The sequence below is a fragment of the Hyphococcus sp. genome (assembly GCF_965228385.1).
Lineage (GTDB): Bacteria > Pseudomonadota > Alphaproteobacteria > Caulobacterales > Parvularculaceae > Hyphococcus.
In genome coordinates, this window is record NZ_OZ245810.1 from 3,422,561 (window position 1) to 3,440,994 (window position 18,434).

The window sequence follows — 18,434 nt, forward strand, 5'->3', positions numbered from 1 at the left end:
AGGCGCAAACCGGCGCCGGCCGAGGAAAGAGATAGTTCTTCAAAGCCCGGCGCAGCGTTGTCGTTCCAGACGACGCTGTGATCTGCAAAAGCGTAAGGCTGATAAAAATTAAGAATTAAAATACCAGAATTACGGCCGTAACGAAGTGCGATATTTGCGGCCGCTCCGTCATCTATTGTCGTGAAGAGCGCGCCATGCCGACCGTTCAGCAGGTCCGCCGTTCTGACGTATTCAGCTTCTGGCGAACGCGAATGACGGCCTGACGGAGATCGGCGGCGGTCAGACTTTCGGCTTTAGATATTGGAGCGTTTTTTTAAGGATCAGCTTATCGAGTTCTTATCAACGACCATCTTCTTAAGCCCAGTGTTTTCTTTCTCCGTGTCTTTCGCCACACGGAACTGCGATTTGCCCATTCCGCCGCATGGGCTAGGCTGTGCGCTTAATTGCGCTGGAGCCGTCCGATTTTTAAAGACACGTTGAAATCTATTCGTCCTCTGGTGTTCTGGCCGCCGGTCATTTTGCTGACAGGCGCGCTGTTTTTCAGCCTGGTGAATTTTGACGGCTTTCACGCAAGCGTCAGTCGCGCGAATGGCTGGATTCTTGCGCGTTTCGACTGGTTGTTCAGTTACGCCTCTTTCGCGGCTGTCTGCCTTGTGTTGTGGGTTGTGATTTCGCCTTTAGGATCGGTGCGTATAGGCGGGCTGGACGCAAAACCAATCCTCAGCCGCTGGAACTGGTTCTCAATCACGCTGTGCACCACGATCGCCATAGGCATATTATTCTGGGGCGCTGCAGAACCGATGTTCCATGTAACGGCGCCGCCAGAATTTTCCGGCGCGGCGCCGCATAGCGACGCCGCTGCACGCTTTGCCCTTTCTTCCATGTTCATGCATTGGACAATTACACCATACGCTATTTACACCGTGCCGGCGCTCGCATTTGCGCTGGCGCATTATAATCTTGGCCGGCCTTATTCCTTGAGCGGCCCCTTGTCGATTGTATTCGGGCGCGCAGCAACAGGTCGCGCCGGCGCGATCATCGACGCGATCGGGCTTTATGCGCTGGTCGCTGGTGTCGCTGCGTCGCTGGGCGCAGGCGTCATGACCCTTTCCGGCGGCCTTGAAGCGAGCACGGGCCTGCATGACAGCACGCTGCTAAGGTTTGCAATAACGGCCGCGATTGTGTGCGTTTTCGTTGGTTCTTCGATCAGTGGCGTGCAGCGCGGCATTAAATTTCTATCCGATATCAATACGCGATTTTTTTTCGTGCTTGTGGTCTTTGTGTTTGCGGCGGGTCCTACCTTGCAGATATTGACGCTTGGCGCAGAAAGCATAGTCGAATATGTTACCCAATTCATCCCGCGCAGCCTCACGCTTGGAGAGCGCGCCGGAGACCCTTGGACGCGCGACTGGACAGTATTTTATTTCGCCAACTGGCTGGCTTGGGCGCCGGTGACGGCTTTGTTTCTCGGGCGAATTTCTGTGGGTTATACGGTGCGCGAGTTTATTCTTTTTAATTTAGCCGCCCCGGCGCTATTCGGCGCCGTATGGATGACCGTATTTGCAGGAGCGGCGATCAACGCGGACGCGTCGGGCGGCGCACTTTCCACAGCATTGGAGTCTCGCGGTCCTGAATCGGTTATTTACGTGTTGTTTGACACGCTTCCATTCTCCCAGATTGTCATTGCTGTCTTTATTTTACTAACTTTTATCTCATTCTCGACGGCTATGGATTCAAACACGCATTCCATAACCGGCGTATGTTTGAAAAATATGGAATCAGGCGGAAAACAACCGCAGACGGAACGGTGGGTGAAAGTGTTTTGGGGCGTTCTCGTTGGCGCGGTCGCCTTTATTATGACGGCGACTACAGGTATAGACGGCGTCAGAATGCTGTCTAATCTTGGCGGCCTGCCGGGGTTGTTCATTTTAATCGCGATGGGCGCTGTGATTATTTCGCTTCGCGCATCATGGCTTTGTGAAGTCCGCGCTGCAGCGCAGCCAGCGCCACGAATAAAGGAATCACAAGAAAAGCCGGCGGGGTAAAAACCCTTCGAATAGAGCTGCTTTCCTATAGGCGGTTTCGCGCGCGTCTTCAGGCGAGATACGCCGAAACCATACCTCGCCGCCCGGGCGCAACTGACCGGCGAGATGCAAGTCGGCGGCGATGACCTGCGCTATGCGTGGATAGCCGCCAACTGTTTGCGCATCCGCGAGGAGCAGAAACGGCGCGCCATCAGGCGGACATTGCACCGTACCGGGAAAAACGGGACTGCTGGCCATCGGCGGCGCTTGCTCAAGTTTTAAAGCTGTTCCTTCCAGCTGGGCTCCCATGCGGCTGGCGCGCCGTCCGACTGTCCATCGCGATCCAAAAATGTATTCTGATCCTTTGAAAGAATCCGTTTCCGGGCCGCGTGTGGCGCGCAATACGAATGTGTTGCTCAGTATAGCGCGCATAGAAGGCGGAATTTCGCGAGGCGCGAATAGATTACGATCAGCGCTATACAGCGTATCGCCGGCTCTGAGGAGGCGGCCCTGAAAGCCGCCAATAGCGGCTGGAAGATATGTTGATACGCCGCCAAGAAATCGATCACCCGCAACGCCGCCCTGAAACGCTATATACATGCGCGCGCCAGTTTTACTGGCGGCTAACTCTAATGTGTCGCCTGCTTTGGCCTCAATTGGTTGATACAGCGGCGCCTCGGCGCCATTCAGGCGCGGCGCCATATCAGCGCCAGCCATAGCGAAGGTGACGTTTTTTTCAAACGTCAGCACAGGGCCTTTTATCGTACATTCCAGCGCCGGCGTATTATCGCTGTTGCCTGCGGCGGCGTTGGCGAGCGCCAGAGAGACAGGGTCTGCGCCCCCGCTTAAGGGAACACCGAGGTGACGTTGGGCGGGGCGGCCCAGATCCTGAACCATTGTCGCAAGACCAGGCTGGACAATCTTTGCGAGCGCAATCATCAGCGGTGATTCTCAATTTTTTGAAACACGGTTTCGTCGACCGGAAAAAAACGGACTTCATCGCCCGGCCGGCACGTAAAGGGATCAGGCGAATCGGGGTCGAAAAGTATAGTCGGGGTTCTGCCGATGATCCGCCATCCGCCGGGAGAGCCGATGGGATAAACACCTGTCAGCGCGCCTGCAACGCCAACAGAGCCCGCCGGGACGTGCTCGCGGGGCGTATCAAGCCGCGGCGCGGCAAGCCTTTCATCAAGCGGACCTAGATAGGCGAATCCCGGCGCAAAACCTACGGCCAAAACCCGATAAACGCCGCCGGCGTGAGCATCGATGAGCTCTTGCGGCGTCAGTTTTTTAATTTGCGCCAACGCCGCCAGATCGGGCCCAAATGCACCGCCATAGCAGACCGGCATGTCAATCCGCTTTCGCGCCTTTTGCGTTGTTTGTGGCGCATGCGTGAGGGCGTCTTCAAAAATATCGCGGCTGGATTCCAGCGATATTTCCTGTGGATCGATTTTTATGACGACACTGTCAACGCCGGCGACAGAATCGCAAATACCGGATTGCTTGCGCAAGGCGTCCGCTACCTTATTGACGAAAAGCGCAGTGGCAACGGGATCTTTCGCGGCTTCCAGTTGTGCTATCCATCCATGCTCGCCATAGGGATCAATACGATATGAAAACGCGCTGTTCATCCGAATGATTTGATCGCGAACCCGTCATTTTCAAGCGCGACGCGCACAGATTTTGCCGTTTCTGCGGCGCCTGGCGAATCCGAATGAAGACATAAAGTCTGCACTTGAAGAGAAAGTTGTCCGTCCGCAGCCTCGAACGGAATTCCGCGCGCAATCGCGACAGCCTGCGCAGTGCGATTTGATATTTCGTCAATCAGTGCGCCGGGCGCGCCGCGCGGCGAGAGCGCGCCGCTTGCGAGGTACAAGCGATCAACGAAACCTTCGGCGGCGAATGGTTTGCCGGCGTCACGCGCAGCCATTTCCAGCATGGAGCCCGGCGGGCCGATGATAATCGCGTCGCCCGCCGCCTCTGTAATCAGTCTTGCGAGAGTTTTGTCCTTGGTCGCATCGTTGTAAAGTGCGCCGTGGGCTTTGACGTGTCGAAGCGTTATGCTTTCCGTTTCAACTATGCGTTTCAAGCTGCGAATTTGACCCTGCAATGATTCCTGTAGCGCTTCCGGATCTATTTTAACCGTACGGCGTCCAAACCCTTCTTTATCCGGATAAGAGGGATGCGCGCCGACACTCACATTGTGCCTTTTTGCCAGTCGCGCTGTGGCGCGCATTGTTTCTTTGTCGCCGGCATGTCCGCCGCAGGCGATGGAGCATGAAGAGATCAACGCCATTACAGCGGCTTCGATGGCGCGTTGTTCCTCATCGGCGTATTCACCCATATCAGCGTTGAGATCGATAGCGCGCATTACATTACGCCAAAAGCCCGAAGAATGCCGCGCAGCCCAAGCATTGCCGCAATCAGCGTAACGATAACGCCGGCCGCGTTGGCTGCAAATCCATTCGCATGTTCTCCAAGCAGTTTTTTGTTATTGGCGGCGTAAAGCAGGAAAACGGCAACAACGGGTAGCAGGACGCCATTAGCGATCTGTGCAAAGAGGATGATTTCGATCGGTCGCGCGCCGGTAATTGCGACAAATGCCCCTGCAAACAAAACGCTTCCAGCGACGCCGCGGAATTTTACATTTTTAGGGTCGCTTTCAAAACTAAATAATTCCGCTGCAGCAAAACCTGTCGCCAGCGGCGCGGTGATTGCGGATGAAAGCCCGGCCGCGAACAGACCGATAGCAAGCAAGTATGTTGCGCCTGCGCCGAAGGCGGGCTCAAGCTGGCGCGCCATGTCGGCGGCGCCAGAGATTGTAAGGCCAGCACCGAACAGGCTGGCTGCCGCCGTCGACATGACAAGTATGGAGACAATGCCGCCCAAACCAATCGATAGCCTGGCGTCAAAACGCGCCTCGTGCAGGTCTTCCGGTCCCGCCCATCGTTTACGGGCGGCGGCGGCGTGCAGGAACAGATTGTAGGGCACGATTGTTGTCCCGATCAGGCCGATCACCGCCAACTGGGCGCCCGCCGGAATGGTCGGTATAGCAGCGCCGGAGAATAATGAGCCCCAGTCAGGTCCGATGATGACAAGCGCTGTTGCGAAGGCCGCCGTCATGATCAGCACGGCGGCGATGAGTACTTTTTCGATAATTCGATAGCCGCCAAATAATAAAATGAACGCTGCTAACGCAGCGATAGCGGCGGCGATCCATTGACGCGGCGCGAGCGACGGGAATGCGGCTTCAACGCCCAGCGCCGCACCGGCGATGTTGCCGCCCTCATAGGCGGCGTTGCCGATAAATAACGCAGCGATGATCAGGGCGACACTCGTCCACTTGAGCAGGGGCGCGCCGGAAAAGCGCTCGAGTATCGCTTCGCCGAGCCCTTTGCGGGATACGACGCCGAGCCGGGCCGCCGTTTCCTGTAAAATGATCGCCGCGATGGTTGCAAACACCAGCGCCCAGACGAGCGTATACCCATAACCGGCGCCGGCGAGCGTTGCGGTCGTCACGGTGCCCGGGCCGATAAAAGCGGCTGCGGTTAGGGCGCCAGGGCCAATTGAGCGAAAATGATTCAGCATTGAGGCGAGGGTAGCGCGGGTCTTTTCAAAAAGCGAACTACAAAAAAATCGCCCCGGTTTTCAAAAACCGGGGCGATTAATACTGGTACGCAACAATATCAGGCGCGATGAGACTTATTCGTTTTCTTTTTTCAACTCAACGCCGGATGAGGGCTCGGAACTCGAAGGTTCCGCCGAAGCTTTGGTCACCGGAGCGACTTCAATCAGGGCTACGGGCGCGCCGTCAGGCTTTTCTTCTTCAGCCGGTTTTTGTTCTTCGCGGAGTTGTGGCTTGGACGACGGGGCAAGCGGCGCTGCCGGAACATCGTCGAAATTCGGCGTCTCGACATCACCTGCCGCATATTCTTCCCAATAGGCGGGCTGGTTCATCAACTGGCGATAGACATCGACATTGTTGTCAGCGACCAACGGCGGCAGATCCGATCGCGCGAGCCTTTCGGCCTGGCGCATATCGCCTGAAAGCGCATGAACAAGCGCCAGGTTTTGCCGAATACGTGAATCGGCGCCAGCATTTGTCGCCGCCTGACGCAGCAGCATGCGCGCCATCGAAAGGTTTCCGTCAAGCGCGAAGGAAAGGCCCTTGTTGTTCAGCACCATGACTTCTGAAGGCGACATGGCCAGCGCACGATCATATTTTTCCCGGGCGGCTTCATGCTCGCCGATCTGATCAAGCGCCACGCCGTAAGCCGAATAAGCGCGCCAGTCGTTAGGAGATCTTGCAGCGGCGTTTTCAAGATAACGAACGGCTTCGAAAGCGCGTCCGGCAACAACCAGCACTTTGCCATATTCGAGGCTTACGGCCACATTGTCCTGATGAACCGCAGCGGCTTTTTGCATGACAGCGACCGCTTCATCGTTGGAATTGATTTTGCGCAATGATTTTGAAAATCTGACGGCGATGTCAGGATCGGACTGGTCGGTATTATATCGCGTACCCCAGAAAGCCGCTGCGGCGATAGGATCCATGCCTTGATCCACATCGGAGCTTGAAAAAACGTCAATCGCGTCGCGATACTCGTCTTTTCCGACATTCGCATTGGTTTGACCGCTATTTGACGTCGCACACGCCGACAATCCTATGGCCGCGCCGGCGATAAGTAGATGTTTCGTTACGTGCTTAGATGCGTTAAGCATGGGGCCCGCCTTAATGAATTCCGCTATGACTTTGACGCCATGGTGACGCAAGGAATTCAATAAAGGCTTAACTGTATGATTAATGTACAACCGAATTGGTAAGTTAACGGAATATTCATGCGCTCAGAATTGTTAAACGAATATGAACAAAACGCGGCCAATGCTGCGCGAAAAATCTATTGCGTCCGCGACGGCGGTCTGAAGGAAAGCGATGCGCCGCCTTCGTTAAAATCGCTGGGCGAGGTAAATGGATTTTCCGGAGAGACGGGCGTAGTTTTGGCGAACGAAGACGGCGTGCTCCTTGGAACCGGCGACGGCGAAGACGCTTTTTTTGCCGCCGCTGCGGCGGAGAAGCTGCCAGATGGACAATATAGTTTCGACCAGGAATTCGACGAACGCATAGCGAATCTTGTAGTATTGGGCTGGCTATTGGGCACCTACCGGTTTGACCGGTACAAGAATCAAAAACCTGCATCCGCGAGCCTTGTTGCGCCTGCAAAGACCGACTTCTCCGCGGTTTTGCGTTCGGCGGAGGCAGTTGGCCTCGTTCGGGACCTTGTAAATACGCCGGCTGGCGACATGAGCCCGGCGGCGCTTGAGCAGGCTGCGCGCAATATCGCCGAGACCTGCGGTGCGCAGATTGACGTTACAACGGGCGATGAACTGCTCGCTGAAAATTTTCCAATGATACATGCGGTCGGCCGGGCGTCATCGTCAGCGCCGCGGTTGATCGATATGCGTTGGGGCGACGAGTCAGCCCCGAGGGTGACGTTGGTGGGCAAGGGCGTCACGTTTGATTCGGGCGGCCTAAACATCAAGGTCGGGAGCGGTATGGCGCTCATGAAAAAAGACATGGGCGGCGGGGCGCACACGCTGGCGCTTGCGCGTATGATCATGAAGGCCAATTTGAATGTGCGCCTGCGCGCGCTCGTACCGGCGGTTGAAAATGCGATTTCCGGCAACGCTTTTCGCCCGAGCGACGTTCTTCCCAGCCGAAAGGGGCTAACCGTTGAAATTGGCAATACCGACGCCGAAGGGCGGCTTATTTTGGCGGACGCTTTGGCGCTCGGCGGCGAAGAAAAGCCGGATTTGATGATTTCGCTGGCGACGCTGACCGGGGCGGCGCGTGTTGCGCTCGGCCCGGAACTCGTTCCGTTTTATTGCGATGATGAGCATTTGGCGTCTGATCTGGAAGCGGCATCGTCACACGTCGCCGATCCGGTGTGGCGCATGCCCCTGTGGCGTAATTATGAGTCCATGCTGTCGTCTCAAATCGCGGATGTGAACCATATATCGGGCGGTTCATTCGCCGGTTCCGTCACGGCGGCGCTGTTTTTAAAAAAATTCGCGCTGGAAGCGAAAGCCTGGATGCATTTTGATCTGTACGCCTGGCGCCCTAAGCCATTGCCCGGCCGTCCGCAGGGCGGCGAGGCGCAGGCGATTCGCGCTCTTTTTGAGGTCATAGCGGCGCGTTTCCCTGCACGATAGCTCTTGCCCTTTCCGGCCGAACAGGGGCAATCATCAAGTCTGGTAGATAAAGGCTTGGCGTTAGGCCGGACGATGGCGGCGACAGATATTCTGACAAGCTGGCGTGAAGTGATGAGCGACGCCGTGCGCGCGGACAACCCCGATTTGTCCATGCGGCAATGGTCTATTCTGCTAACAGTATATCTCAAACCGGGACCGCATACGGTGCGCGCGCTTGCGCGAGACCTCAATGTGCCCAAACCGGCTATCTCGCGCGCGCTTGATGCTCTTTCAATTCTCGGATTCATCAAGCGGGTCAGAGATGACAATGATAAACGTATAGTCATTGTGCGGAAGACAGCGGAAGGCGCGATCTATCTTGATAACTTTGCGCGCCTTGTCGAAAATCACACTAGAGAGCCCGCCTTCGGCGCGATGTATGGTTGACTGCTAATTCACGCGCGGCAATCTGTAAATTTTCACGCCTGCAATTTGCGCGTCGCCATGCATTAACTCGATGGGCGCATTGATGGCGCCGCCGCCCGCAATCGCGGTGAGCGTCATGGCTGCGGCGGCTTGTTCCGTTTCTTCTGCTGTTAAAACGCCGGCCTGCCCCAGCGCTTCGATAAACACGCCAGGCGCGCTGAGATGAGCGTCCAGCCGGCCGGTTGGATAATCTTCTGCATCGAGACCCAGAACGCCTGAAACAGACAGCTCGGCGTCTTCCATGCGCACGATCAGCATTTTGATCTGAACTTTTCCATCCACGGAACGCCACGCGTTCGCTGGATCATTGGCTGAAAAAGCATTGGATCCGGTGACGGCGAAAATGGTGTTCAGCGCGTCGAAAGCGATTGCATTTTTCCCGACGTCAGAAATAACGCGGGTCGCCGCGAGGTTTAAAGTCAATGTCGATTGATCGGCCGCATCCGGCGCCAAATCAAGGACAAGAGACTCCACGGCGGCAGTGGCGCCGTCTTCAACGCGTGTGGCGGTGAACCCCCCGATCGTGGCCGCAAAAAGCCACTCGCGATCCGCGTCATTGGCGATGGATGTTCTGAATTCTTCTGTGCTGATTGTCCATTCGCCATAACCATTGAGCCAGACAGTTTGTTCACCTCGGAAGGAAAAAATCAGCTTGTTCAAATCGTATGGCAAAGCGTCCATTGTGAGACGATCGCCGCGCCATCGCCACGCGCCTGGTTGCGCAATATCGGGCGCTTCGACATGCACGCGCAAGAAAAACGGAAATCCCTCAGCGATCAGCGCGCCATGATCGATCTTCATGCCCGCCATTCGTTGGTCGGCAATCCAGGACTCAACGCCTTTTTTCATTTCCGCTGCGCCGGCGCGCCAAAGAAAGAAATAGGCGGCCATGATCACACCGGCGATAAGGAAAGGGAGATAGAGCCATTGCCGGCGCAGGCGCACTGATTGTTCGGTCAAGGAACAGCCTCTACTTTAGTTCATGCGCTTCAAGGTCCGGGCGCGCGTTTTCGATACGCGTTCTAAGTTCATGTTGAAAAATTTTCCGGTCAAGACCCGGCTCGATCGGAGGCAGAAACCTTATGGTTATAACGCCGGGGCGCTTTTCAATGCCGGGATAGCGCCAGAAGCGGCCGCTGTCATGGGCGACCGGTACGCAAGGGACGTTTGAGATTGCGTAAACGCCGGCTGCGCCTGGCAGCAGGCGTCTGATTTCACCGGGCGGCAAGCGCGTTCCTTCCGGGAAAATGATGACTTGTTCCCCAGCGGCAAGGCGGGTTTTTGCGTTACGGGCGAATGCGCGCAGGGCTTTTGCCCCGCCCTTGCGGTCTATCGGTATATGTCCGGCCAGATGCGCCCACCAGCCATAGACAGGAACGCGCATGAGTTCACGTTTCAAGGCGATGACCGGTTTTGGGAGAAGGGCGTGAAGCGCAATCGTCTCCCACATAGACTGATGATTGGCGGCGACAATGGCGCCGCCCTGCGGAATATGCTCTGCGCCTTCCAGGCGGTAGGAAACGCCAGCGATGACTTTGAGCGCGAACAGGCAAACTTGCGACCACTTCTTTACCACAGCGCGGGCGACGCGTCTTCCGAAAAGGGCGGTCGGCAAAAATAGAATACCGATGATCACGAGATATAAAATGAGGAAAACAGTGAAGGCGAGCGACCGGATATGGGTCAGCATGGACTTGCAGCTTTCAGGAAAAAAGCGCGCTCACATACGCCATAAGAAATTTTGAATATTCTCCGGCGAGTTTCGCTGTAGCTTTAATTGAGGTGGGGCGACCGTGTTCATCAAGGTAGCCTGAGGCGACGGCGTAAGGCGTGATGTTGGCGTCTTTCATTTTGGCGCGTGTAACAGTCATGGCGCGTGGAATATGATAATCGGAGGTGACAAGAATAATATTGTTGTAGCGGTGGCGACCCGCCCAGACGGACAGCTCCCCGGCGTTTCCTTCAGTCGAAAGCGCTTCATGGCCAAGGTCGACACAGCAATCAAATCGTTCATGATCGCCGGCCCAAAGATCCGACAATCTTGCGCGTGATGTTTCAGGATGAACGCCGGAAATCAGCAGCCGATCACCGGTCCCGCCGGAAAATATTTTCATGGCGGCGGTAATGCGTGCGCCGCCCCCGCCTGTGAAAACCGCGACCGCATCAGCTCGCGGAAGGGCGTCCGCCGCGGGGGCAGGCAATCGAATGACGAAAATTGCGAAGCCCAACACCCAAAACAGAGCAAGCGTGAAAAGGAAAGACAGAAAGCGTCTCACAATAGGTCAAATCTCCTGCCTGCGGTTATCTGGGGAGAAAGTTAGCCGAAAGCGCGGCCTACGGTCCAGTCGTCTCAGTATTGGCGGCTCAATGTTTTCAGAACTGTGAGCCGGGCGGTAAGCGCGGTAATGAGACAGGTGGCCGCCGGCGCAACCATCAGCCATAATATTGCCCAGCCGCCCAGCGAGAATTCAGGTAGAAAACTATCGCGCGCAACGCCTGAGCGCATGGCGGCGCCGGCGAAGCCGAGCGCAGCGAGAGCGGCCGCCAGTCCGATGAGCGCGCCGCGCAAACCTAAAATAAAAAATCGCCGCTGCACTTCGCCGGCGATAAAATTATCGGTTGCCCCGACCAGATGCAGCACCGAAACAATTTCATGATTGGCCGCCAGGCCCGCGCGGGCGGCGAAAATCGAAATCGCACAGGCGGCTCCCATTACCAGTAAGAACACGCCCAAAGCCATCGCCCGGCCTGACCTGGCCGCACTGGAAAGCCGATTGTGCCAGCGTGCATGGTCATCAAGACTGGCGCTGGGCGCGGCCGTGGCGAGACGGTTTCGCAAAAGCTCCAGATTATTGCGAAGTTCGGGCGCCGCTTTGACTTCAATGATAGCCGGAATGTTGAGAAACGCATCCGCATTGCCTTCGCCAAGCCATGGCTCGAGTAGCGCGGCCGTCTCGGCTTTTCCGCGTTCTTTCGCCTCTATGACGCCGTCCGTGTCCTGCAAAATCCGCAAGGCGGCGGATACGCCGGCGGCGATTTCCGCCTGATCGGCGCCTTTAATCTGTATAGTGATTTCCGATCGCAGCGCAGACGTCCAGGCGCTCGCCGCCTGGTTGACCATGAGCAATGACGCCATCGCCAGCACGGCGAGAAAAGACATAACTGCAATCACAGCCGTTAACGGCGCGCCCGCCGCGCCGGCTTCAGGCAACAAGGGGGCGGCGCGATTGCGTAGCAGCCGCCGCACAGGCTTTTCCTTTTCCGCATCCTCATGAAAGTCTTCCGTATGGTTATCCGTCATGCGGCGCCTCCGGCGCCGGCGTTGCGAGATACTGCGCCGTCCGCAATTCTTAATACTGGTTTACCAATTGACTGGACGAGATGCAGATCATGGGTGGCGACGATCACGGCGGCGCCTAACTTATTGAGTTCTACAAACAATTTCATAATTCGCTCGCCCATGGCCGGATCGACATTTCCAGTTGGTTCATCGGCCAGAATGAGGTCAGGTTTCGAGACAAGCGCTCGCGCCAGGGCCACCCGCTGCTTTTCCCCGCCGGATAATGTGGGGGGCTTGGCGCCCATTCTATGTCCCAATCCGACCCAATTTAAGAGTTCGCTTACGTCTTCGCGGTATTGGTTTTGGTTAACGCCCGCGACTTTCATGGGGAGCGCAACATTTTCGAAGGCGGTGAGATGGTCGAGGAGTCTGAATTCCTGAAAGACGACGCCAATGCGTCTGCGCAAGCCTGGCAAGGCTTCGCGGGGCGCCTCTGCGGCATTCTCTCCGAAGAGAAAAAATTTCCCGCGAGTCGGTTTATGGGCAAGGTAAATCATTTTCAGCAGAGACGTTTTCCCGGCGCCGGAGGGCCCTGTGAGAAACCGGAACTCGCCTTCTCCGAGCGTCAAAGTCACGTCGGAGAGCGTTTCGGGCGCGTCTGCATAAGCAAGTCCCGCTTGTTCAAATCTGATGATCTCTTTTCCGGTTTCCATACTCATTCCGGTGTTGCATGCCCGCGCGCCGGGACGGCAGCGCTAATCCGCCAACACATAAACGATTCTGGCCGCTTATGATAATCACCTGTCCAGATTGCGCTACGCGCTACGATGTCGATGACGAACGGTTTTCCCCAAATGGCCGATCCGTGCGCTGCTCCTCATGCGGTGAAAGCTGGTTTGTGCCAGCGCCGGAACTGCTGGATGTAGAGCCCCTGGCCGACGAGAAGCCGTCCCGAAAAAAGGCGTTGCGCGATGACGAAGAGGTAGATCGGAGCGACGAAAAGCAACGCCGAATCAGGGTTGAATTTGCGGATGAGGATGAGCCGGCGGCGCGCCAGTCTAAGGATCGAAAATCCCGGCAGGTTAAAATCGACTACGATGAAGACGGGGATCAGGACGAAGATGATTCGCTGTTTGATACGCCGCCGTCCAAACAACAAAAACGCCGGAATATTGAACGCGATGTCGATGACTACGGCGATCGCACAGGAAGCTTTAATAAGAATCGGGACGAGGAACCGGATGAACGGCCTGCGCCAAAGGGATGGCGGCGGGGACGTCAGTTTATCGTCGAGGACGATGAGGAAGATGTAGAACGACGGCCGTTTTTCGCCCGCAAGGGTAAACGTGACGGCAAAGAGACATCTCGGGACGACCGTCGTGAAACGTTGCGCTTCGCCGATGAGGAGGATGCGGACGGCTTTGACCCAGAAGCGGCGCAAGACCGCGGCAAGCGCAACTATCATGATCAAGATGAAAATGAAGAGGATTTCATCGAGGTCGTCGATGCTGATTGGGAAGATGTTGACGAAGATAACGAGACTTCGCGAGGCTTCGGGCGGCGCGTGCGCGCTGAACGACGCCGGGCGACGGCGCTCGCGCGTATGGAAGATGTGCGTCCGATTGATCCCGATGCGCTGGACGACGAATTTTTCGCCGCTTTGCGCGTGACGCCAAGAGAGTTGGAGCGCGCCATTCGCAAGGCGCGCCGCCGGGCGGAGGCGAGAGAAAAAAATCGCCTGACGCCGCTGCGCGTCTTCGGCTGGACCGCATGGCTCGCGGTTGTAGCGGGCGCATGTTACGGCATCGTCGTATATCGCGATGAAATCGTCAAAATGGCCCCGAAAACCGCAGATGCATATGCAGTGATCGGTATTGAGGCCAATCCTTATGGATTGTCCATTGAAAATGTCCGCCATCGGCTGGCGACTTCGACAGCGGGGCCGACCATAGAGATCACCGGCAATCTGCGTAACGAATCAGAAGCATCCGTCACAGCGCCGCTTCTGCAGGCTGAAGCGCTCGGCGCCAATGGCGAACTTCTGGCACGATGGACATTTGCAGCGGAGCAAACGGAAGTTGGCCAAGGCGGCGCCGTTAATTTCATGACGCGGGCACCGGCCCCGGAGGGCGTCAGCGAAGTTGCGCTCTCCTTCGCGCCGACCCGCAGCGTTCTGGACAGCCTGCTTTCGTCGGAAGATTAGATTTCCACAGCTTTCTCAACTGGGCGATTTTATTGTAATCCGTAAGACAGGCCGTATTCAACGCCTGCTTGCAGACAATAAGGATTGCCCTATGCGCACGCTTTACACTGAAGACGAAATCGCCAGGCGCGTCGATGAAATGGCGCAGCAAATGGCGCGCGAATTGCCGAAAGATTTTTTGCTGGCGCCGGTACTGACAGGCGCGTTTATCTTTGCAGCCGATCTTTTGCGCGCGCTATACAAGTACGGCAGTGATCCGCATGTGGATTTTGTTCAATTGTCTTCATATGCAGGCGCAAGGTCATCTTCAGGCGTGGTGACGCTTTTAAAGGATTTTTCCGTCGATATAGAAGGAAAAACGGTATTGCTCCTGGATGATGTCCTCGATACCGGGCGATCGCTGCATTTTGGCAAGGGCATGATTGAAGATCGCGGTGCTACGGCTGTAAAAACCTGCGTTCTAGTCAAGAAACTTACAGGGCATGCTGATGATCTGATTTGCGATTATATCGGTTTTGAGGCGGGCGCAGACGATTTCCTAGTGGGGTACGGAATGGATGACGACGGACGAAAACGAGGCGCGCCTATTCTCGGCGCAATGCAAGACTGATCTGCTGGCTTTCAGTTTAAATTGCATGGAATAAGAGTTTCAAGCCCATCAGGAACTGAATACGACCCCCATGTGTTGTGGACCTAACTGACGGCTAAAAATGCCGCAGGCAACAATGGAGAGCAAAATGCACGGAATAATTTATCTGGTTGGGCTGGTTGTCGTCGTTCTCGCAATCCTTTCTTTCTTGGGGTTATAAGATGAGTGCGACAGAAACCGTCGGCGTGGTTGTCGCTGACGAAGACGGGGCGCATTCCTATATGGAATGGGGACCTGTATTTGCAGGCGCATTCATTGCTTCTGCAATTTCACTTGTTCTTTTCACTTTTGGCGGCGGCGTTGGCCTTTCAGTCAGTTCGCCGTGGCCCAATAGCGGTGCAGAGGCTGATACGATTGGGTATCTGACGATGGCGTGGGTGCTCATCGTCATGATTTTCAGTTTTGTCGCCGGCGGATATATCGCAGGGCGCTTGCGCCGCGCTCATCAGGGCGCGACCGAAGATGCGGTCGAGTTTCGCGATGGCGCACATGGACTTGTCGTATGGGCGACAGGGCTGCTTATTGGCGCGGCCCTTTCTGCACACATGGCGACCGGAGCCGCAAACCTGACGACTTCGCTGGCAAGCGCCAGCGCTAATACCTTTGACGCAGATATCGTTTTGCGTGGCGGCGAGGCCAATGCAAGTGACAGAAACGCCTTAACCGCGATCTTTGCAGACGCTGCGCAAGATGGCGAACTCGACAGCGAAAACCGCGAGGTCGCTGTTGAAATTATCGCAGACAATACGGGTCTCTCCGAAGGTGAGGCGCGCTCGCGGCTTGACCGCTGGGAAACGGCCAGCCGGGAAGGCGCTGACAGCGCGCGCGCAATAGGCGCCATCACTGCCTTTTTGCTCGCCGCAAGCGCACTCGTTGCTGGAGCCGGGGCTTACTTCGCCGCTGGTATGGGCGGTAGACATCGCGACGCAAACTCACCGTTTCCGTGGACACGCGCGCGAGCAAAATAATACCGTATGCACACAGAACAAAAAAGCCCGCAGCATGCTGCGGGCTTTTTTTCGCTTGGCGACTTTGAATTAAAATCGCTCAAGCAGCCTTTCGAGATAATTTTTTTCTTCTTCGTCGCGGCCAGGCTCGCCCAGGCGCTTGCGTAATTCCTCAATGACTTCACGCGTGCGACCGGCTTCACCCTCGCCGGGAACCTCGACGCCTTGCCCGCTAAGCGCATCACCGGCTGGGCGCCCTAATGGGTCGGTCTGCGCCCCGGCTTGACCTTCACCGCCCTGACCTTGTTGCGCCTGGCGCATTTGTTCGCGCGCGAGAGATTCGGCGCCTTCGCGAAGATTGCCTATGGCGCGTTCCATTGCGTCGGCGGCCATGCCGAATTCTTCTGATTCAAGCGCGCCTTCCGCCTCGCGCATGGCGCTGCGCGCCCGCCCCAGGGCGCGTCCTGCCTCGCCTTCGGGATCGAGGCTTGGATCGCCTTCCAGCGAATCCATCAACGCGTCCAGCTCGCCGCCAAGACCGCCTTCGCGCTGGGCGAGGTCGTCTCCAGTCGATTCCGGGTCTCGTCCGCGCTCAAAGGTTTCGTCGGCGAGTTCTCGCTGGCGTCCGATCAATTCGCCGGCCTGACCGGCAGCGCCGCCTTGGCCTCCCCCTTCACCGCCCTGTTGTCCGGGCTGGCCGGAACCTGAACCTTGTGCGCCTTGCGAAAACCGCAAGTTGTTTAACAGATTTTCCAGATCGGAAAGCATCTGCCGGGCGGCGTTGGCGGCGCCTTGTTGCGACAGGTCTCGAATTGCATCCAGCATTTCATCAAGGTCGGACTGGTTCAGCTCCTGCGCATTACGGGAAGCTTCGCCGTCCATCGTCTGACCGGATTGAGCGAGTGCGGTAAGATAGTCGTTCATGGCCTGACGCAGCTCTTCAACCAGTTTGTTGATTTCCTCATCTCCAGCGCCGCGCTCCAGCGCCTGGCGCAATGCGTCCTGCGCGGCTTCAAGCTGTTGGCGAGCAAGTTCCAGCGCTTCGTCTTCAAGTTGCAAGGCAAGAGGCCAGAATTTTTCGACGGCGTCGTCAAAAGAATCATTGTTCTGGCGCATTACGCGCCAAAAGGCTGAACGCAAGAGAAGATAATTTTTCGGTTTATCCGCATAGAAAATATCCGGCGCCAGCGTAACCGCGTCAAATGAACGGGCGACGCGAGGCCACTCCATAGCCGCAACCGCAAGAGATTGGCGTTGTTCAATAACAGCCTTGGCGACCGGGTTATAAAAAATGCGCGCTGGCAAAGTCGTCGCGGCGAGATCGGTTTCGCCGTTCTGGTCTGCGCCGTCGGTTACGATGACTTTAGCAAGCACGCGCAAGCCAGCCCACGGATCCGATTGAAGATCAAGGGTTACGGTGCGCTCGCCATCTGGCCCGGCTACTCCGTCCAGATTGATGCGGCGCATCTCTTCGAGCGCATCTTGATCAAAAGACGGTGCGTCGAGCGGGCGTTCCTGTTCGGGATCAAGTCGCATCACCAGTTCCGCTCCTGTGACGCCGTAATCGTCTTCGATTGCGACGGAAAAATGCAGCCGAGCATCATCCGTACGCATGGGTTTCGTCGTGAAAGAGACGGCAGGCGCTTCATCGGCGATGACGCCAATAGGCCAGCGTGCTTTCCGCACGCCCAGCGTTAGTTCCAGAAGGCCGCTTTTCTTTAGTAAAAGTTCCGCTCTGGAGGCTGCGCCCGTGCGCTCAAATTCCCCGCGCGTCGTCTCGTCTTCGGTTTGGAAAGCAAGTCTCGAACGCCCACGCCCATTGATCTGCGCTACGACAACAGAACCTTCAGGCGCATCAATTTGCGCCACATTTTCAGGCGTGTCCTGACCGGCGCGTAAAAGATAGATGGGAGCCTTGTTGGCGTATGAGGGCGGCTCAATCCAGACATCCGCCACGAGCGCGCCATTACCGGTGTTTTGCGGCTGCAAGCCCGCCATCAACCTTTTGCCTGTGTCGGCCCCGCTTGCGACGAACGCCACTGCAATCACGCCCATGGTGATAAAGCGCAAACCCCACGGATCGCGCATTTCGGCTGTAGATCGAACGCCGTTCAGCCGCGCATTGCGGGCGCGTTCGCGCATATCGGCGAGGTGAGCTCGCCACAGAGGCGAAGCAGCATCGCCGCCGGCGGATGGTGTATCATCCAGCGCCTGAAGCGCGGCGTGATCGACGGCGCCGTCCTGTTCCAGCCGGGCTTGCGCCTCGCGCCGGGACGGCGTGCGAAGCGAGCGCAGATTAACGAACAAAGTCGCGGCGAAAGCGACAGCGCCGGCGGCAAGCGCGCTCCAGTGCATCCAAACCGGCGCAACGCTCCAGATATCGTAAAGGCTGAAAATGATAAAAAGGGCCGGGATGGCCAAAGCCGGCAGAATCGCCGGCCACACTCTTTCCCAAAAGAGGACAGCGCGCGCGAGAAAAATCGCGGCGCCGCCGGGAAGGCGCTTTGGCTTTGTCCGCGCCGGTGATTGTCTTTGTGTCACCATACTCGTCATACTTCTTGCAGTTTACATCGGTGAACGCCATTCGTCGACGTCGGTTGTCTCACGCTTTGGTCAGATTGACGCGTTCATCCTGCCTATTTTGGGCGAAAACAGG

At 56.7% G+C, this 18,434-nt stretch carries 17 protein-coding genes; 6 read left to right on the top strand and 11 right to left on the bottom strand.

Going from position 1 to position 18,434, the window contains the following annotated elements; translation table 11 throughout:
* Window positions 1-476 precede the first annotated feature (476 nt).
* Window positions 477-2,045 carry a BCCT family transporter gene (locus ACQK2Q_RS16070; protein ID WP_425410759.1) on the top strand — a complete coding sequence of 523 codons (1,569 nt, stop codon included), beginning with the start codon at window positions 477-479 and terminating at the stop codon, window positions 2,043-2,045.
* Here ACQK2Q_RS16070 and ACQK2Q_RS16075 read toward each other — a convergent pair.
* The 5 genes from ACQK2Q_RS16075 to ACQK2Q_RS16095 all read right to left on the bottom strand — a co-directional run bounded on the left by ACQK2Q_RS16075 (window position 2,022) and on the right by ACQK2Q_RS16095 (window position 6,746).
* Window positions 2,022-2,963, bottom strand: coding sequence for a biotin-dependent carboxyltransferase family protein (locus ACQK2Q_RS16075; RefSeq protein WP_425410760.1), 942 nt, complete (start codon window positions 2,961-2,963; stop codon window positions 2,022-2,024). The genes ACQK2Q_RS16070 and ACQK2Q_RS16075 overlap by 24 nt on opposite strands.
* Window positions 2,963-3,655 (bottom strand): 5-oxoprolinase subunit PxpB, encoded by a 693-nt coding sequence (gene pxpB, locus ACQK2Q_RS16080; RefSeq protein ID WP_425410761.1) that lies wholly within the window; start codon window positions 3,653-3,655, stop codon window positions 2,963-2,965. The genes ACQK2Q_RS16075 and pxpB overlap by 1 nt, the downstream gene beginning before the upstream one ends.
* A complete protein-coding gene (pxpA, locus tag ACQK2Q_RS16085) occupies window positions 3,652-4,395 on the bottom strand; it encodes a 5-oxoprolinase subunit PxpA (protein WP_425410762.1) in 744 nt (247 codons plus the stop codon). Before pxpA ends, pxpB begins: the two co-directional genes overlap by 4 nt.
* A complete protein-coding gene (locus tag ACQK2Q_RS16090; RefSeq protein WP_425410763.1) occupies window positions 4,395-5,612 on the bottom strand; it encodes an Nramp family divalent metal transporter in 1,218 nt (405 codons plus the stop codon). The genes pxpA and ACQK2Q_RS16090 overlap by 1 nt, the downstream gene beginning before the upstream one ends.
* A gap of 114 nt (window positions 5,613-5,726) precedes the next feature.
* A complete protein-coding gene (locus ACQK2Q_RS16095) occupies window positions 5,727-6,746 on the bottom strand; it encodes a tetratricopeptide repeat protein (protein ID WP_425410764.1) in 1,020 nt (339 codons plus the stop codon).
* Between the two features lie 117 nt (window positions 6,747-6,863).
* On the opposite strand from ACQK2Q_RS16095, the gene ACQK2Q_RS16100 reads away from it, so the two are divergent.
* On the top strand, window positions 6,864-8,234 hold the full coding sequence (locus ACQK2Q_RS16100) for a leucyl aminopeptidase family protein (protein ID WP_425410765.1): 1,371 nt from the start codon (window positions 6,864-6,866) through the stop codon (window positions 8,232-8,234).
* Window positions 8,235-8,306: 72 nt separating this feature from the next.
* On the top strand, window positions 8,307-8,660 hold the full coding sequence (locus ACQK2Q_RS16105; RefSeq protein ID WP_425410766.1) for a MarR family transcriptional regulator: 354 nt from the start codon (window positions 8,307-8,309) through the stop codon (window positions 8,658-8,660).
* Window positions 8,661-8,663: 3 nt separating this feature from the next.
* Here the strand turns inward: ACQK2Q_RS16105 and ACQK2Q_RS16110 are convergent, their stop codons facing one another.
* The 5 genes from ACQK2Q_RS16110 to ftsE all read right to left on the bottom strand — a co-directional run bounded on the left by ACQK2Q_RS16110 (window position 8,664) and on the right by ftsE (window position 12,698).
* The gene (locus ACQK2Q_RS16110) at window positions 8,664-9,659 is read right to left on the bottom strand and encodes a DUF2125 domain-containing protein (RefSeq protein ID WP_425410767.1); all 996 of its coding nucleotides are present in this window, start codon (window positions 9,657-9,659) and stop codon (window positions 8,664-8,666) included.
* Window positions 9,660-9,669: 10 nt separating this feature from the next.
* Window positions 9,670-10,389: a lysophospholipid acyltransferase family protein gene (locus ACQK2Q_RS16115; protein ID WP_425410768.1), complete on the bottom strand. Its 720-nt coding sequence runs from the start codon at window positions 10,387-10,389 to the stop codon at window positions 9,670-9,672.
* A 13-nt stretch (window positions 10,390-10,402) separates the two neighbouring features.
* Window positions 10,403-10,975 (bottom strand): YdcF family protein, encoded by a 573-nt coding sequence (locus ACQK2Q_RS16120; protein ID WP_425410769.1) that lies wholly within the window; start codon window positions 10,973-10,975, stop codon window positions 10,403-10,405.
* A gap of 74 nt (window positions 10,976-11,049) precedes the next feature.
* Window positions 11,050-12,000: a cell division protein FtsX gene (locus ACQK2Q_RS16125; protein WP_425410770.1), complete on the bottom strand. Its 951-nt coding sequence runs from the start codon at window positions 11,998-12,000 to the stop codon at window positions 11,050-11,052.
* Complete coding sequence (gene ftsE / locus ACQK2Q_RS16130) at window positions 11,997-12,698, bottom strand: cell division ATP-binding protein FtsE (RefSeq protein ID WP_425410771.1); 702 nt, start codon at window positions 12,696-12,698, stop codon at window positions 11,997-11,999. Before ftsE ends, ACQK2Q_RS16125 begins: the two co-directional genes overlap by 4 nt.
* Window positions 12,699-12,769: 71 nt before the next feature.
* Between ftsE and ACQK2Q_RS16135 the strand changes: the two genes are divergently transcribed.
* The 3 genes from ACQK2Q_RS16135 (at window position 12,770) to ACQK2Q_RS16145 (ending at window position 15,799) form a co-directional block, all read left to right on the top strand.
* Window positions 12,770-14,182: a zinc-ribbon domain-containing protein gene (locus ACQK2Q_RS16135; RefSeq protein WP_425410772.1), complete on the top strand. Its 1,413-nt coding sequence runs from the start codon at window positions 12,770-12,772 to the stop codon at window positions 14,180-14,182.
* A 91-nt stretch (window positions 14,183-14,273) separates the two neighbouring features.
* Window positions 14,274-14,792, top strand: coding sequence for a phosphoribosyltransferase (locus ACQK2Q_RS16140; RefSeq protein ID WP_425410773.1), 519 nt, complete (start codon window positions 14,274-14,276; stop codon window positions 14,790-14,792).
* A gap of 200 nt (window positions 14,793-14,992) precedes the next feature.
* Window positions 14,993-15,799 carry a hypothetical protein gene (locus tag ACQK2Q_RS16145; RefSeq protein ID WP_425410774.1) on the top strand — a complete coding sequence of 269 codons (807 nt, stop codon included), beginning with the start codon at window positions 14,993-14,995 and terminating at the stop codon, window positions 15,797-15,799.
* Between the two features lie 69 nt (window positions 15,800-15,868).
* Here the strand turns inward: ACQK2Q_RS16145 and ACQK2Q_RS16150 are convergent, their stop codons facing one another.
* Window positions 15,869-18,322 (bottom strand): DUF4175 domain-containing protein, encoded by a 2,454-nt coding sequence (locus tag ACQK2Q_RS16150; RefSeq protein ID WP_425410775.1) that lies wholly within the window; start codon window positions 18,320-18,322, stop codon window positions 15,869-15,871.
* Window positions 18,323-18,434 lie beyond the last annotated feature (112 nt).